The sequence below is a fragment of the Actinacidiphila bryophytorum genome, from assembly GCF_016916835.1.
GTDB lineage: Bacteria > Actinomycetota > Actinomycetes > Streptomycetales > Streptomycetaceae > Actinacidiphila > Actinacidiphila bryophytorum.
In genome coordinates this window covers 267,258-282,179 of record NZ_JAFFIX010000010.1, presented here as the reverse complement: position 1 = coordinate 282,179, position 14,922 = coordinate 267,258, and the positions used below count along the sequence as shown (strand labels likewise).

General features: G+C 74.4%; 11 protein-coding genes. 5 read left to right on the top strand and 6 right to left on the bottom strand.

What is annotated here, in order from left to right:
* Positions 1-53: 53 nt before the first annotated feature.
* The 3 genes from rho to JT723_RS17625 form a co-directional block, all read right to left on the bottom strand.
* Positions 54-1,265 carry a transcription termination factor Rho gene (rho, locus tag JT723_RS17635; protein WP_372441332.1) on the bottom strand — a complete coding sequence of 404 codons (1,212 nt, stop codon included), beginning with the start codon at positions 1,263-1,265 and terminating at the stop codon, positions 54-56.
* A gap of 253 nt (positions 1,266-1,518) precedes the next feature.
* Positions 1,519-2,751: a D-alanyl-D-alanine carboxypeptidase family protein gene (locus JT723_RS17630; protein WP_205045597.1), complete on the bottom strand. Its 1,233-nt coding sequence runs from the start codon at positions 2,749-2,751 to the stop codon at positions 1,519-1,521.
* A 499-nt stretch (positions 2,752-3,250) separates the two neighbouring features.
* Complete coding sequence (locus JT723_RS17625) at positions 3,251-4,252, bottom strand: MsnO8 family LLM class oxidoreductase (protein WP_205045596.1); 1,002 nt, start codon at positions 4,250-4,252, stop codon at positions 3,251-3,253.
* Positions 4,253-4,462: 210 nt separating this feature from the next.
* On the opposite strand from JT723_RS17625, the gene JT723_RS17620 reads away from it, so the two are divergent.
* Entirely contained in the window at positions 4,463-5,725 is a 1,263-nt protein-coding gene (locus JT723_RS17620; protein ID WP_205045595.1) for a transglycosylase family protein, read from the top strand.
* A gap of 18 nt (positions 5,726-5,743) precedes the next feature.
* Here JT723_RS17620 and JT723_RS17615 read toward each other — a convergent pair whose 3' ends face one another.
* The 3 genes from JT723_RS17615 to JT723_RS17605 form a co-directional block, all read right to left on the bottom strand.
* Entirely contained in the window at positions 5,744-6,397 is a 654-nt protein-coding gene (locus tag JT723_RS17615) for a phosphatase PAP2 family protein (RefSeq protein ID WP_205045594.1), read from the bottom strand.
* Between the two features lie 226 nt (positions 6,398-6,623).
* On the bottom strand, positions 6,624-7,628 hold the full coding sequence (locus tag JT723_RS17610) for an aldo/keto reductase family protein (protein WP_205045593.1): 1,005 nt from the start codon (positions 7,626-7,628) through the stop codon (positions 6,624-6,626).
* A 133-nt stretch (positions 7,629-7,761) separates the two neighbouring features.
* Positions 7,762-8,427, bottom strand: a complete 666-nt coding sequence (locus JT723_RS17605) for a hypothetical protein (protein ID WP_205045592.1) — start codon at positions 8,425-8,427, stop codon at positions 7,762-7,764.
* Positions 8,428-8,731: 304 nt separating this feature from the next.
* Between JT723_RS17605 and JT723_RS17600 the strand changes: the two genes are divergently transcribed.
* From JT723_RS17600 to JT723_RS17585, 4 genes are all read left to right on the top strand, one after another.
* On the top strand, positions 8,732-9,358 hold the full coding sequence (locus tag JT723_RS17600; RefSeq protein ID WP_205045591.1) for an LAETG motif-containing sortase-dependent surface protein: 627 nt from the start codon (positions 8,732-8,734) through the stop codon (positions 9,356-9,358).
* A 363-nt stretch (positions 9,359-9,721) separates the two neighbouring features.
* Positions 9,722-12,427, top strand: coding sequence for an alpha/beta fold hydrolase (locus JT723_RS17595; RefSeq protein ID WP_205045590.1), 2,706 nt, complete (start codon positions 9,722-9,724; stop codon positions 12,425-12,427).
* On the top strand, positions 12,424-13,311 hold the full coding sequence (locus JT723_RS17590; RefSeq protein WP_205045589.1) for an ABC transporter permease: 888 nt from the start codon (positions 12,424-12,426) through the stop codon (positions 13,309-13,311). Before JT723_RS17595 ends, JT723_RS17590 begins: the two co-directional genes overlap by 4 nt.
* A gap of 195 nt (positions 13,312-13,506) precedes the next feature.
* Positions 13,507-14,895, top strand: a complete 1,389-nt coding sequence (locus JT723_RS17585) for a S53 family peptidase (protein WP_205045588.1) — start codon at positions 13,507-13,509, stop codon at positions 14,893-14,895.
* Positions 14,896-14,922: the final 27 nt, after the last annotated feature.

Here is a 14,922-nt window from a genome sequence, read left to right as displayed (position 1 = left end):
ATCACGCGGCCCGCTCCCCGCGGGCCACCGGATTTCCGCCCGGCCGTCCCCGCTCAGCCGGCTCCGGGGAGGGTGCCCTGCACCAGGCGCAGGAAGGACGCGTTGTCCGGGGTCCTGCGCAGCTTGTCCAGCAGCACGTCGAGGCCGGACTGCGCGTCCCTGCCGTGCAGCACCTGCCGCAGGCCCCGCACCACGGGCAGTTCCGCCGCCGTCAGCAGCATCTCCTCGCGCCGGGTGCCGGACGCGGTCACGTCGACGGCGGGGAAGACCCGCCGCTCGGCGAGCGCCCGGTCCAGGTGCAGCTCCATGTTGCCGGTGCTCTTCAGCTCCTCGTAGAAGAAGTTGTCCGCCCGGGAGCCGGTGTCGATCAGCGCGGTCGCCAGGATGGTGAGCGAACCGCCCTCCTCGGCCAGCCGCGCCGCCCCGAAGAAGCGCTTCGGGCCGAGCAGCGCGGCCGCGTCCACACCGCCGGACAGCGTACGGCCGCTGGCCGCGCCCGCGGTGTTGTGCGCCCGGCACAGCCGGGTCAGCGAGTCCAGCAGGATCACCACGTCCTGCCCCAGCTCCACCAGCCGCTTGGCCCGCTCGACGGCCAGCTCGGCGAGTGCGATGTGCTCGCGCGCGGGCCGGTCGAAGGTCGAGGCCAGCACCTCGCCGCGCACACTGCGCCGCATGTCGGTGACCTCCTCGGGGCGTTCGTCCAGCAGCACCACCATCAGGTGGCACTCGGGGTGGTTGGCGGCGACGGCCGCCGCGATGCTCTGCAGCAGCACCGTCTTGCCGGCCTTCGGCGGGGCCACGACCAGCCCGCGCTGGCCCTTGCCGACGGGGGTGAGCAGGTCCATCAGCCGCCCGGACAGCGCGCCCGAGCCCTTGAGCAGCCCGCTCTCCAGGCGCAGCCGCTCGCGCGGGTGAAGCGGTGTCAGGTCGGCGAAGTGCGGCCTGCGCTGCTGTACGGGCAGGCCGTTGACCAGCAGGACGTCGCCGAGGGTGCCGGGTTTGGCGGCGGTGCCCTCGACCAGGTCGCCCCTGCGCAGGCCCGCCTTGCGGATCTGCGCCGCGGGGACGTGGACGTCGCCGGGGGAGGCGTGCAGTCCTGCCGTACGAAGGCGGCCCTGGCCGCCGGAGCCCTGGATGTCGAGGACACCCGCCACCCGGCTCGTCGTCTGCGGCCGTACGTCCGGCCGTTCGAGAATGTCGGTCATCAGGTTGTCGTCCTTTCGCGGACGGAAAGAAGGGGTGTGCGGCGCGAGCGGACACAACACGCTCCGCGGACCGCGGACATCGCCAGGTGGCCCGGGCCGCGGCGAAGAACCGCGGCGCTGGGGGCGAACCGGCGCACATCGCTGAGCCTGGGGCCGTGGGAGACCTGCACGCTCACGACTGCGGAGAAGAACCACCGGGCCGTACGGGACTGCCGTCGGGCGGTGGGAACTCAGAACCAGCACCGGCGCCGCTGAGAAGAGGGCGCAGACATGTGCTGCCTGTACTGTAGCACGCCGCCTTGCCGCCGCCGGGTCACCGGTTGCGGCCGCCGCCCGTCCTGCGCCGCAGCAGCAGGACCGACGCGGCCGCCACCACGGCCAGGCCGCCGCCCACGTACCAGGCCCGCGCCGAGGTGTTCGAGGAGTGCGCCGCCGGTGCGGGCGCGGGCTTCTGCTCCTCCTTCAGCCGGGCCTGTGGCGGCTGGTGCTGCTCCTGCTTGGCCGACGCCGGGGCCTGCGCCGGGATGCCCTTGAGGTGGTAGGCGGTCGGCGCGGCGTTCAGGGTGCCCACCGAGGCGGTGTGGCCCGCGGCGGCGAAACCCCAGTCCAGCAGCTTGGCCGCCTCCGTGTAGACCGCCTGCGGCAGCCCCGACTGCGGGTTCATCACGGTGACGATGAGGGTCCTGCCCTGCCGGGTCGCGGCGGCGATCAGGGTGTTGCCCGCGTTGGTGGTGTAGCCGTTCTTCACCCCGACCAGCCCCGGGTAGGGGTGCACACCGCCCGCGCCGGTCAGCAGCCGGTTGGTGTTCTGGATGCCGAACGACTTCACGTACGTGCCGTGCGCGTCGAAGCCGCCCGGGAACTGCGCCGTCGCCGTCGAGGCGTAGCCGGCGAAGTCGCGGTTCGCCAGGCCCGCGCGGGCGAACAGCGCCAGGTCGTACGCGGACGAGACCTGGCCCGGGTAGTCGTAGCCGTCGGGCGAGACGACATGGGTGTCGTCGGCACCCAGCATCTCGGCCTTGGCCTGCATCTGGGACACCGTCAGCGGCACCGAGCCGTTCATGTGCGCCAGTACGTGCACGGCGTCGTTGCCCGACGCGAGGAAGACCCCGCGCCACAGGTCCGCCACGGTGTACGTCTGCCCGGCCTGCACGCCGACCAGGCTGCTGCCCGCGCCGATGCCGGCCAGGTCGTCGTCGACGACCTTGTGCGTCTCGTCCGCGGGGAAGCGCGGCAGGACGGTCACCGCGAAGAGCGTCTTGAGGGTGGACGCGGGCGGCAGCTCGCGGTGCGCGTTCTTCGCGGCCAGGACCTTCCCCGACCTGGCGTCGGAGACGGTCCACGACAGGGCGCTGATGCCCGAGGGCAGCCGGGGCGCGCCGTCCTCGCGCTGCACGTGCACACCGGGTTCGCCGAGCAGTTCGCCGCCGACCTGCGAGTCCCCGGCCGCGTGTGCCGGGGCGGCGATTACGGCCAGACAGCATCCCGCGCCGAACACGGCGGCGACGCGGCGGCGGACACGGGTGGCTGCGCGGCGGTTGCTCATACGTTCACCGTATGAACGCCAACGCCCTCCGGGCAGGTTGACGAGGCCCATCCGAGCCCCCCCGACCACCCCCTCGGGTGACCCCCTACTCCGACCAGCCCCCTCGACGGGGTCCCTTCGGCGGGGCCGAGCCATCCGCTGGCCGCGGGGGCTGAGGGGGCGCCTCTGCCTAGGGCGGTGCTTGTCAGGGGCGCGGGGAACTGCGCGCCCAGCCACCGACTGGCGGGTGGTCCGGCTCCGACAGGAATTGCCCCTTTGGGGCGGTGACGACCCGCGCGCGGTGGTGGGTTGGCCGCGCCGTTCCCCGCGCCCCTGAAGTGCGCCGCCGGCCGCAGCGGTACCGCCTCACCCCGGCGGGCTATGGGGTGCCGCTGCCGCAGAGGGCACCCCATAGGGGCGCGGGGAACTGCGCGCCAAGCCCACCACCGGCCGGTGGTCCGTCTCCGACAGGAATTGCCCCTTTGGGTCGGTGGCGACCCGCGCGCCCGGTGGGGCGGGGTCAGGTCAGGAGGAGGGCGAGGTGGCGGTAGGAGTCCAGGAGCCGACGGCGGTCGTATGTGCTGGTGGTCAGGAGGAATTCGTCGGCCCCGCTCCGCAGGAGCAAGGAGGAGAGAGCCGACGCCACCTGCGTCGGATCACCGTGGAGCTGGCCCTGGAGCGCCGCGTCGAAGCGGCTTCGCTCGGCCGAGGTCATCGCGACGGCCTCGACCTCCTCGGGCGGCAGCAGCGGCGGGAAGACCCCGTGCGTACGGGAGTACGCGGTCGCCCACGCCTCGGGCAGCAGCATGCGGTACGCCTCGCGGGCGGTGTCCGCGACGGCGACCGTGCCGGACAGGACGACGTAGGGCGCCGCGGCCCACGCGGAGGGCCGGAAGGCGGCACGGTAGCGGTCGACCGCCCGTAGCATCGCGTCCTCGCCGCGTATCCCGCCGATGACGAGCGGCAGCCCCAGCTCGGCCGCCAGGTCGGCACCGCTGCCGGTGGCGAGCAGGAAGGGCGCGGGCCGCAGGCCTTCCGCGGGCCGGGCGTGGACGCCGGGGTGGGCGGTCTGCTCGCCGGTGAACCAGCCGAGCAGTTCGGTGACCTGCGAGCCGAAGGTGCCGGCGGCCTCCTTGCCGTGGCCGAGCGCCCGGCGTACGGCGTCGGTGAAGCCGACGGAGCGCCCGAGGCCCATGTCGACGCGGCCGGGGAAGAGCGACTCCAGGACGCCGAACTGCTCGGCCACCACCAGCGGCCGGTGGTTGGGCAGCATCACCCCGCCGGTGCCGACCCGGATCGTGCCGGTGGCCGCGGCGACCGCCGCGGCCAGCACCGTGGGGGCGGAACCCGCGACGCCGGGCACGCTGTGGTGCTCGGAGACCCAGAAGCGGCGGTAGCCGAGTGCCTCGGCCTCCCGGGCGAGTGCCACCGTCTCGCGCACCGCCGCGGGTCCGTCCGTGCCCTCCCTGGTCCTGGAGCGGTCCAGGATCGAGAAGGGCGTGTCGCGCAGTACGGAGCTCACCTTCCTTGCAACGCTCACGCCCGCCGGTGATTCCCACCCGCCTGCGCAGTCCCGCCTGCACCGTGCGGCGTACGGGGGGCGTAACCGCACGGGTGCGCCCTTGTGGGCCGCCCGGGGCGGGCCTACTCTGTGGCCGCCCGGCAATTCGGGCGTATGGCTGCCCGGGTCGCGGAGCGCGGCGCCGGGCCGGTCCCGGGGAGGACTCGCGCTATGCCCTTACGCGGACGCCACCGCCGTTACCGCCCGAGCAGGGTCTCCCAGGCCTCGCTGACCGTCACGGCGGGCGGGGCGGGCCTCGCGCTCCCGCTGATCGGGCTGAGCAGCGCGCACGCCGAGTCGGCCGGGGTGTGGGACAAGGTCGCGAACTGCGAGTCCTCCGGCAACTGGCACATCAACACCGGCAACGGCTACTACGGCGGCCTGCAGTTCTCGGCCTCCACCTGGAAGTCCTTCGGCGGCGGCGCCTATGCGGGCCGCGCGGACCTGGCCTCGAAGAACCAGCAGATCGCGGTGGCCGAGCGGGTGCTGCGCAGCCAGGGGCCGGGCGCCTGGCCGGTCTGCTCGGTACGTGCCGGGCTCACCCGCGAGGCGGCCACCGCCTCGCACAACGTGCCGGTGCCCGAGGGCAAGATCAGGCCTGTGACGGCGAGCAAGGCCCCCGTGAAGACCACCCCGAGGACTGCGGCGAAGGCCGCCGCGCCCAAGGCGCACGCCCAGGCCCCGGCGGCGCAGGCGCACGACCGCTACACGGTGGTCCCGGGCGACACGCTGTCCGGGATCGCGGAGGACCAGCACGTCAGGGGCGGCTGGCCGCAGCTGTACGCCGACAACCGCTCGGTCGTCGGCGGCGACCCCGACCTGATCTTCCCCGGCCAGCGTCTCGCGCTGACCGCACCGCACGCGGCCCCGGCGAAGGCCTCGCCCACCACGGCCCTGCAGAAGGCGGCACCGCACCGCAAGCCCGCCGCCAAGCCGAAGCCCGCGGCCAAGCCGGCGGCCGAGCCGGCGCAGAAGAAGACCGCCACCGCGGTGTCGGCGCACACCAAGCCGGCCGCGGCCCCGCACACCGGCGGCTACACCCTCCCGGTGCACGCCCCGCTCGGTACGCCCTACCACGCCTCGGGCAGCCACTGGGCCAGCGGCTACCACACCGGCATGGACTTCCTGGTGCCGACCGGCACCGCCGTACACTCGGTCGCCGCGGGCAAGGTCGTCACGGCCGGCTGGGGCGGCTCGTACGGCTACCAGGTGGTGATCCGGCACGCGGACGGCCACTACAGCCAGTACGGCCACCTGTCGCAGATCTCCGTCAAGGTCGGGCAGCAGGTCAACGAGGGCCAGCGGATCGCCCGCTCCGGGTCCACCGGCAACGTCACCGGGCCGCATCTGCACTTCGAGATCAGGACCGGGCCGGTCTACGGCGACGACATCGACCCGCGGCGCTATCTGCGCGCCCACGGCGTGTCGGTCTGACGGGCACTTCCCCCGGCACTACGGCGTACGGCCGCGGTCCGCGTACGCGCTCAGCGGCGGCAGCAGCGCGGTGAGCCAGCAGCCGGCGAAGAGCCAGCCGCCGACCACGTCGGACGGCCAGTGCACCCCCAGGTAGACCCGGGTGCAGCCGACCGCGACCGCCGCCAGGCCGCACAGCGCTGCCAGGATCCGGCCCGCGGTGCCGGGCCAGGCGCGCAGCAGGCCCCAGGCGAGCAGCGTCGCGGCCATCGCGCTGGTCGCGGTGTGCCCCGAGGGGAAGGAGTGGCCCGAGGCGTGCGCCGCCCAGTCCGCGGCGGGCGGCCTGGCCCGGTCCAGCAGCGTCACCAGCAGGGTGCGCAGCCCCTGGCCCGCCAGCAGGACCAGCAGGGCGAGCAGCGCCACCCGCAGCCCGTGCCGTGCGGTGCGCCCGCCCGCCAGCCAGCCGCCGAGTGCGGCGGCCAGATAGGGATACGGGCCCGTGCCCGCGTCGGTGACGGCCCGGGCGGCGGTGGCCGCGGCGTGCGGCCGGTGCGCGACCGACCAGTGGTGCGGCCCGGTGTCGAAGCCGTAGGGCGTGCCGTGCCGGGCCAGCACCAGCCAGGCCAGCAGGGCGAAGGCCGCGGCGAGCAGGGCGGGCGGCAGCAGCCGGGAGGGGCGCAGGCGTACGGTCATCGCGCGGTGGGCCCCTTCCCGGCGGCGGGCGCGCGTCCTGCGGGCCGGCCGCGGCGGTGAATCTGACTACAGGTATGTAGTCAGATTACCGCCCAAGCCCCCGCCTGCCGCCTGCCCTTGCGTGTCTGTGCGCGCCGGGCGCGGATGCCCTGTCGTCGTACGGCTCACGGCAGGGGGTCCGCCTGTCCGCCACCCGCGCGCTCCGGCGGAGTAGGCGGCGTACCGGTCACGGCCGGGCGGTCGGGATGTTGTCGTGCACCTTGTGCGGGTCGGTCGTCGCGACGGGCGCGAGCACCCGCTCGATCTCCGCCATGACGTCGGCGCCCAGCCGGACACCGGACGCCTTGGCGTTCTCGGCCACCTGCTCGGGCCGGGACGCCCCGACGATCGCGGCGGAGACGTTGGGGTTCTGCAGCACCCAGGCGACCGCGAGCTGGGCCATCGACAGTCCGGCGTCGGCCGCCAGCGGCTTCAGCTCCTGGACCCGGGCCAGCAGGTCGTCCCGCATCCAGCGGCCGATCATGTTCGCGCCGCCCTTGTCGTCGGTGGCCCGCGAGCCGGCCGGCGGCTGCTCGCCCGGCAGGTACTTGCCGGTGAGCACGCCCTGGGCGACGGGCGAGAAGACGATCTGGCCCAGCCCCAGCTCCTCGGAGGCGGGGATGACCTCGCCCTCGATGACCCGCCACAGGGCCGAGTACTGCGGCTGGTTGGACACCAGCGGGATGCGCAGCTCGCGCGCCAGGGCGTGGCCGCGGCGGATCTGGTCGGCCGACCACTCCGAGACGCCGATGTAGTGCGCCTTGCCCGAGTGCACGACGTCGGCGAAGGCCTCCATCGTCTCCTCCAGCGGCGTGAACCGGTCGTAGCGGTGCGCCTGGTAGACGTCGACGTGGTCCGTCTGCAGCCGGCGCAGCGAGTTGTCGATCGACTCCATGATGTGCTTGCGGGACAGGCCGCGGTCGTTGCGGCCGGGCCCGGTGGGCCAGAAGACCTTGGTGAGGATCTCCAGGTTCTCCCGCCGCTCGCCCTTCAGCGCCCGGCCGAGCACCGACTCGGCGCGGGTCTGCGCGTAGACGTCGGCGGTGTCGAAGGTGGTGATGCCGACGTCCAGGGCGGCGCGGACGCAGGCGGTCGCGGCGTCCTCCTCGACCTGGGAGCCGTGGGTGAGCCAGTTTCCGTATGCGATCTCGCTGACGATCAGGCCGCTGCGGCCGAGGTGACGGTATTCCATGGTGTTCGACCATAGACGCCGCCCCGGCCTGCGGTGAAGGCGGCCGGGAGTCGGCGGCCCCCAGGTCGCAGAGCCGGGCCGCGACCCGGACCGGGTGGCGCCTGCCGCAACGGCGGAGCCGGGGGAGTGGAGGTCAGCGGGTCCTGCGGGGCGAGGCCAGCAGGAAGGGGGCGCCGTCGCGGGCGCGGTGCTCGGTGCACTGCCATCCGCAGCGGTCGAGCAGCTCGGCGCAGCGGGCCAGCGCCCGTACCGCGGTGTCCTGGTCGGGGGCGCCGCGCCAGCCGACCCGGGGCAACCCGTCCGCACCGTCCGCCGTCACCGCGTATCCGGCGCCCCCCGCGGGCGGGGCGGGCGGGCAGCCGCCCGCCTCAAGGGCCAGCGCGACCGCGTGCACGGGCCGGTCCCGCTCCCACGGCGCCGGAGCGTCCGTCGCGCCGTCCAGCAGCAGCGCCCTGATCCGCAGCAGGCCCTCCCACGCGGTGGCCACCTCGGCGGCCCGCCGCGGCCCGCGCGGCGGCCCCGTCCCGGTGCCGTCGTCCGCGGTGAAGGTGTCGGCGGCGGGCGCCGGGCGGCCGGGGGCCGGGACGTCCGGCCGAGCCGCCGTCAGGTCGGCGCGCAGCGCCAGCCCCTGCGGCGACAGGTAGTAGCTGTGGTGGCCCGCCCTGCCGTGCGGGACCGCGAGTCCGCGCGCGACGAGGGCGGCGCACACGTCGCCGCGCGCGGCCAGCCGCCCGGTCGCCGGGTCGGAGCCGGTGACCGCCCGCCGCTGGGCCGCGGTCAGCGCGCCGCTGATGGCCATGGGTGGTCCCTCCCGCTGCTGTGCCGCATGCCGGACAGGCCCCGGCGGCGTCGTCCCGTGCCGTCCCGTGCCGCCGCCCGGAACCGGCGCACGGATCCGCCGTCCGGAGCCGTGCCGTGCCTGCACCGTACCGCGGGGCGCCGACAAGGCCCCTTCCTGCGGCAACTGTGCGAATTCGCTACGGAATTCGTAAGGGCGCCGCCCGGTGAATACGTCCGGAAGTCCAGGGTGTAAGGTCCCGGACCCACAGCAATTCGGCGGGCGGGGCCGTACGGGCGAAGTCCGGTCTGCAAAGGGAGGGTTCATGAGACTGACGGTTCAGGGCCGCAGGAGATCCGCGGCCGTGGCGACAGCGGGAATGGCCGCGTTGATCGGTTCCGTGGTGATGGCGGGGCCGGCTTCCGCGCACACCCCGACCTGGTCGGTGACCTGCGATTCGGTGAAGGTCGACCTGACCGCGTACAACAGCCGTGCGCACAACACGGTGACGCTGACCGTCGTCGGCGGCGAAGGCGCGCTGGTCGACCAGGACTTCGGCGCCACCTTCCACTTCAAGGACAAGCTGCCGCCGCACGACAAGCCGCTCGACCTGCACCTGGTGGTCACGGCGAGCGACGGGGCGCAGTTCGGCAGGGACGAGACCAAGACCGCGCCGGTGTGCGACACCCCGACCACCCCGGCGACCACCCCGGCGACCACCCCGGCGACGACGCCTGCGACCACTCCGCCCACCACCGCGACCACGCCGCCCACCACATCGCCGGCGCCGGTCGCCGCGGTGACCACGCCCGCCCAGGGCGGCGGCGACCTGGCTGAGACCGGCAGCTCCAACGCCACGCCGATGATCGCGGGAATCGCCGTCGCCGTCGTCGTGGTGGGCGGCGGCCTGGTCTTCTGGACCCGCAGGCGCGGATCGGCGTCCCACCGCTGACCTGCCGCGAGGCAATGCCGGCTGGCAGCGCCCGGCAATTGCGATCACCGCGGCTCCGGGGAATGCGCCACCGTACCGTGGCGTATTCCCCGGAGAATTCGATCACGCCGCTCCCGGGCCTTCCGCTACCCCGCGGAATTTCTTGATCGCCATCGGGGAGTATGCCGTCGGGCAGCCGCCGGAGCGTCGGGGGAGATCAACTCGCCCGGCAATCAAGGGGCTTGGGGAATTCCACCGCGGCGCCCCCCTTCCGCCGGCCGAGATCACCGCGGCGCCGGCACCCCCGCAGGCGCCCGCTGTGAAAAGCCGGGGAAAACCCGCCCCTGTCCCGGAGCGCTGTCCGCGCCCGCCTAGGATCGGGGGATGGATCTTCGATGGCCGCGGCGCAGGCGGTGGTTGGCCGGGGCGGGCGCGCTGGCGCTTCTGGCGGCGGGCGGCGCGGCCGCCGGGACCGCCGCGGCGGGCGGCGGCGGGACCGCGGTGCACCGTACCGACGCGATGCTCAGCGGCGCCGGCGGTGTCCGCCTCGACACCTCCTACTTCACCGCGGGCGGCACGGGCCGCAGGCCCGCGGTGCTGCTCGGCCACGGCTTCGGTGGCAGCAAGGCCGACGTGCGCGGGCAGGCGGAGTCGCTGGCCAGGCACGGATACGCGGTGCTGACCTGGTCGGCCCGCGGCTTCGGGGCCTCGACCGGCACCATCGGGCTCAACGCGCCGGACGGCGAGGTCGCCGACGTCAGCCGGCTCGTCGACTGGCTCGCGGCCCGCCCCGAGGTGCGGCTGGATGCGCCCGGCGACCCGCGGGTCGGCGTCTCGGGCGTGTCCTACGGCGGTGCGATCTCGCTGCTGGCCGCCGGGTACGACCACCGGGTCGACGCCATCGCGCCGCGCGAGACGTACTGGAACCTGGCCGACGCGCTCTTCCCCAACGACGTCTACAAGAAGCTCTGGTCGGGCATCTTCTTCTCCTCGGGCTCCGCGGCGCTCCCGGGCGCGGCTGCCGGCACGTCTCCCGGCACGTCTCCCCGTGCGGCTTCCGGAGCCGCCCCCGACCCGCTGTGCGGCCGCTTCGCCCCCACCATCTGCGCCCTCTACCAGCGCGTCGCCACCTCGGGCAGCCCGGACGCCGCCGCCCGCGAGCAGCTCGAAGCGCTCAGCCCGTCCGCGGTCGCGTCCAGGATCAAGGTCCCGGCGCTGATCGTGCAGGGCCAGACCGACTCGCTGTTCACGCTGGCCCAGTCCGACGCCATGGCCAAGGCGATCAGGGCGAACGGCGCACCGGTCGCGGTCGACTGGATCGCCGGCGGCCACGACGGCGGCGACACCGAGGACGGCAGGATCGACCGCCGGGTCACCGCGTGGTTCGACCACTACCTCAAGGGCGCCACCGGCACCGGCACGGGACCCGCCTTCCGGGTCACCCGCACCGGCGGCCTGAACTCCACCGACGGCAGCGTGGTGCTGCGCGGCGCCGAGGGCGACAGCTACCCGGGGCTCGAAGGCACCACCGCCCGGCGGATCACCCTGACCGGCCGCGAGCAGCGGATCACCAACCCGGCGGGCGGCGCGCCCCCGGCGATCTCGGCGCTGCCGGGCGCGGGGTCGCTGTCCGCCCTGTCCTCGCTCGGCGCGAGCCTGTCGCTCGACGTCCCGGGGCAGTACGCGCAGTTCGACTCGGCGCCGCTGACCGCGGGCACCCATCTGACCGGTGCGCCGACGGTGACCCTGCGGGTCGCCACCGACGCGCCCGACGCGGTGCTCTTCGGCAAGCTCTACGACGTCTCGCCCGGCGGCAAGTCCACCCTGCCCGCGGCCCTGGCCGCGCCCGTCCGGGTCCAGGGCTCCCCGTCGGGCACCGCCGTGACGCTGCAACTGCCCGCCGTGGACCACGACTTCGCCGCGGGCCACCGGATGCGGCTGGTGCTGGCGACCACCGACCTGGGCTACGCGTCACCTGCCGCGCCCTCCGCCATGACCGTCTCGCTGCTGTCGCCGGAGCTGACCGTGCCGCTGGACAGCGCGCTCGGCGACGACGCCGCGGCGCTGCCGTGGTGGGCGTGGGCGCTGCCGCCGCTGGCGCTGCTGGCCGCGGCGGCGCTGCTGCTGACCGGCCGGCGGCGGGTGCGCCCGCGGCCCGCGGACCCGGCGCTGGCCGCGGTGCCTCTGCAGATCACCGGGCTGAGCAAGCGCTATGCGAAGTCGGCCGACCGGTACGCCGTACGCGACCTGTCCTTCCGGGTCGAGCCGGGCCAGGTGCTCGGGCTGCTCGGTCCGAACGGGGCGGGCAAGACCACGACGCTGCGGATGCTGATGGGTCTGATCCGCCCCGACGACGGCGAGATCCGGGTGTTCGGCGAGGCGGTGCGCCCCGGCGCGCCGGTGCTGTCCCGGCTCGGCGCCTTCGTGGAGGGCGCGGGCTTCCTGCCGCACCTGACGGGCCGGGCCAACCTGGAGCTGTACTGGCAGGCGACCGGCCGCCCCCCGCAGGACGCCCGGATGGCCGAGGCCCTGGAGATCGCGGGGCTCGGCGAGGCGCTGGAGCGCGCGGTGCGCACGTACTCGCAGGGCATGCGGCAGCGGCTGGCCATCGCCCAGGCCATGCTGGGCCTGCCCGACCTGCTGATCCTCGACGAGCCGACCAACGGCCTCGACCCGCCGCAGATCCGCGAGATGCGCGAGGTGCTGATCCGCTACGCCGCCGCCGGGCGCACGGTCATCGTCTCCAGCCATCTGCTGGCCGAGGTCGAGCAGAGCTGTACGCACCTGGTGGTGATGGACCGCGGGCGGCTGGTCACCGCGGGTCCCGTCGCCGACATCGTCGGCTCGGCGGACACCGTGCTGGTCGGCGTGGACGGCGAGGTGCCGCAGAGCGTGGTCGACAAGGTCGGCGAGCTGCCGGGGGTGTCCACCGCGGTCCGCGAGGAGGACGGCCTGCTCGCGGTGCTCGACGGGCTGACCTCGGCGCAGTTCGTGGCCGAACTCGTCCGGCTCGGGGTGCCGGTGGCCCGGGTCGGGCCGCACCGCCGCCTGGAGGACGCCTTCCTGACCCTGATCGGAGGCTCGGCATGAGCACCGCACCCCCCGCCGCCGTCCCGTCGCCGCCGTCGTCACCGGCCGCCGCGGCCGGCTACCGCCCGGGCCGTACGCTGCGGCTGCGGGTCGAGGCCCGCCGGCAGCTGCGCAGGCGCCGCACGATGATCGTGGCCGCGCTGCTCGCCGCGCTGCCCTTCATCCTGATCATCGCCTTCGCCATCGGCGGCACTCCGAAGGAGGGGCGCAACGGCCCCACCCTGATCGACACCGCCACCGCCTCGGGCGCCAACTTCGCCGCGACCTGCCTGTTCGTCTCTGCGGGCTTCGTGCTGGTGGTGCCGGTCGCGCTGTTCTGCGGTGACACGGTCGCCTCGGAGGCCGGCTGGTCGAGCCTGCGCTACCTGCTGGCCGCGCCGGTGCCCAGGACCCGGCTGCTGGGCGTGAAGCTCGCGGTGGCGCTGGGCTTCAGCGCGGTGGCGCTGGTGCTGCTGCCTGCGGTCGCGCTGGTCGCGGGGACGGTCGCGTACGGCTGGGGCGACCTGGAGCTGCCGACCGGTGGGGCGCTGGCGTCGGGGGACGCGCTGCCGCGGCTGGCCGTGGCGGTGGTGTACATCTTCGTCAGCCAACTGGTCACCGCGGCCCTGGCGTTCTGGCTGTCGACGAAGACGGACGCGCCGCTGGGCGCGGTAGGGGGCGCCGTCGGGCTGACCATCGTCGGCAATGTGCTGGACGCGGTGACCGCGCTCGGCTCGTGGCGCGACGTGCTGCCCGCGCACTGGCAGTTCTCCTGGGCCGACGCTCTGCAGCCCAGTCTGGAGTGGTCGGGGATGCTGCAGGGCGCGTCGGTGTCGGTGTCGTACGCGATCGTGCTGACGGCGCTGGCCTTCCGCGGCTTCCGCACCAAGGACGTGGTGTCCTGACGGACACCGATGACGCGGTGTCATGACGGGCCGTGAAACGACGGCCCGTCATGGCATGGTCATGGAACTTCCACGGGAGGGCCATCCGGGTAGAACGGCGGCCGGAGAACAGCGGATCCTCTTGTCCTGGGCATGATCTGTGGGTGTGATCACGTCAGCCGTCCCGTGCGGTCGTCCTCCATGCAAGGAGTGTCCATGCGCAGAGTCCGTCCGCGGTCCACCACCTCCGCAGTCGCAGCGGCCGCGGCCACCGCCCTCGTCGCCGCCGCGTTGACAGCTGCTCCGCTCGGCGGCGCCGCGGCCGCCGCGCCCCCCGCCGGCCACGCGCCGGCCGTCAAGCCGGTGCCCGCGGTCGCCGGCCACCGGCTCATCCACGGGGTGAGCAGCCCGCTCACCATCGCGCAGTGCCAGGCGACCTGGGGCGTCAACTGCTACAGCCCGCTGCAGTACCGGCAGGCCTACGACCTCAACCCGCTCTACCGCGCGGGCGTCACCGGCAAGGGCCGCACCATCGTGATCGTGGACTCGTTCGGCTCGCCGACGATCCAGCACGATCTGGACGTCTACAGCGCCCAGTGGGGCATCAAGAGCTCCACGGTGCAGGTGGTCAAGTGGGGCGACGTGCCGCCCTTCGACCCGGCGAACCCCGACCACACCGGGTGGGCGGGCGAGAGCACGCTCGACGTGGAGATGGCGCACGCGGTCGCGCCGGACGCGCACATCGTGCTGGTGGAGACCGGGGTCGCCGAGACCGAGGGCGTCACCGGGCTGCCGGAGATGATGGACGCGGAGAAGTACCTGATCGACCACGGTGTGGGCGATGTGATCACCCAGAGCTTCGGGGCGACGGAGAACACCTTCCCCGGCTTCGGCAAGGGCGACTTCTCCAGCATCCAGAAGCTGCGCTACGCCTTCCAGGACGCGGTCCGGCACGGCGTGACGGTACTGGCCTCCTCCGGCGACGGCGGCGCCACCGACGCGATGGCCGACGGCGAGACCGACTACCCGTACCCGGTGAACTCCTGGCCCTCCGCCGACCCGCTGGTCACCTCGATCGGCGGCACCCAGCTGCACCTGGACGACGCGGGGGACCGTACCGCGCCCGACAGCGTCTACAACGACTACGGGGCGGGCGGCGGCGGCCAGTCGCACGTCTTCCCCCGCCCCTCCTACCAGGCCGGGGTCAGGAACGTGGTCGGCGCCCGCCGCGGCACCCCGGACATCTCGATGGCCGCGGCGGTCGACGGCGGCGCGTGGGTGTACTCCAGCTACGACCCGACGGCCACCGGCTGGGACGTCTACGGCGGCACCAGCGAGGCCAGCCCGCTGTTCTCCGGCATCGTCGCGCTGGCCGACCAGCTCGGCGGGCACCGGGTGGGCGACATCCACCAGGCGCTGTACGCGCTGGCGAAGGGCAGTGCCAAGTTCAGCGGCATCGTGGACGTCAAGGACGGCACGAACAACACCTATGACGGCGTCACCGGTTACACCGCGGTGAAGGGCTACGACATGGCGACCGGCGTCGGCACGCTGGACGCCGCGCGGTTCGTTCCCGCGCTCGCGCTGACCGCGTGGGGGCGCTGACCGCGGAGCGCGCCATAGGAACTGGTC

Coding starts and splice junctions, on each gene's coding strand:
- JT723_RS17630 (WP_205045597.1), bottom strand. CDS start 2,751: ATGAGCAACCGCCGCGCAGCCACCCGTGTCCGCCGCCGCGTCGCCGCC.
- JT723_RS17620 (WP_205045595.1), top strand. CDS start 4,463: ATGCCCTTACGCGGACGCCACCGCCGTTACCGCCCGAGCAGGGTCTCC.
- JT723_RS17615 (WP_205045594.1), bottom strand. CDS start 6,397: ATGACCGTACGCCTGCGCCCCTCCCGGCTGCTGCCGCCCGCCCTGCTC.
- JT723_RS17610 (WP_205045593.1), bottom strand. CDS start 7,628: ATGGAATACCGTCACCTCGGCCGCAGCGGCCTGATCGTCAGCGAGATC.
- JT723_RS17605 (WP_205045592.1), bottom strand. CDS start 8,427: ATGGCCATCAGCGGCGCGCTGACCGCGGCCCAGCGGCGGGCGGTCACC.
- JT723_RS17600 (WP_205045591.1), top strand. CDS start 8,732: ATGAGACTGACGGTTCAGGGCCGCAGGAGATCCGCGGCCGTGGCGACA.
- JT723_RS17595 (WP_205045590.1), top strand. CDS start 9,722: ATGGATCTTCGATGGCCGCGGCGCAGGCGGTGGTTGGCCGGGGCGGGC.
- JT723_RS17590 (WP_205045589.1), top strand. CDS start 12,424: ATGAGCACCGCACCCCCCGCCGCCGTCCCGTCGCCGCCGTCGTCACCG.
- JT723_RS17585 (WP_205045588.1), top strand. CDS start 13,507: ATGCGCAGAGTCCGTCCGCGGTCCACCACCTCCGCAGTCGCAGCGGCC.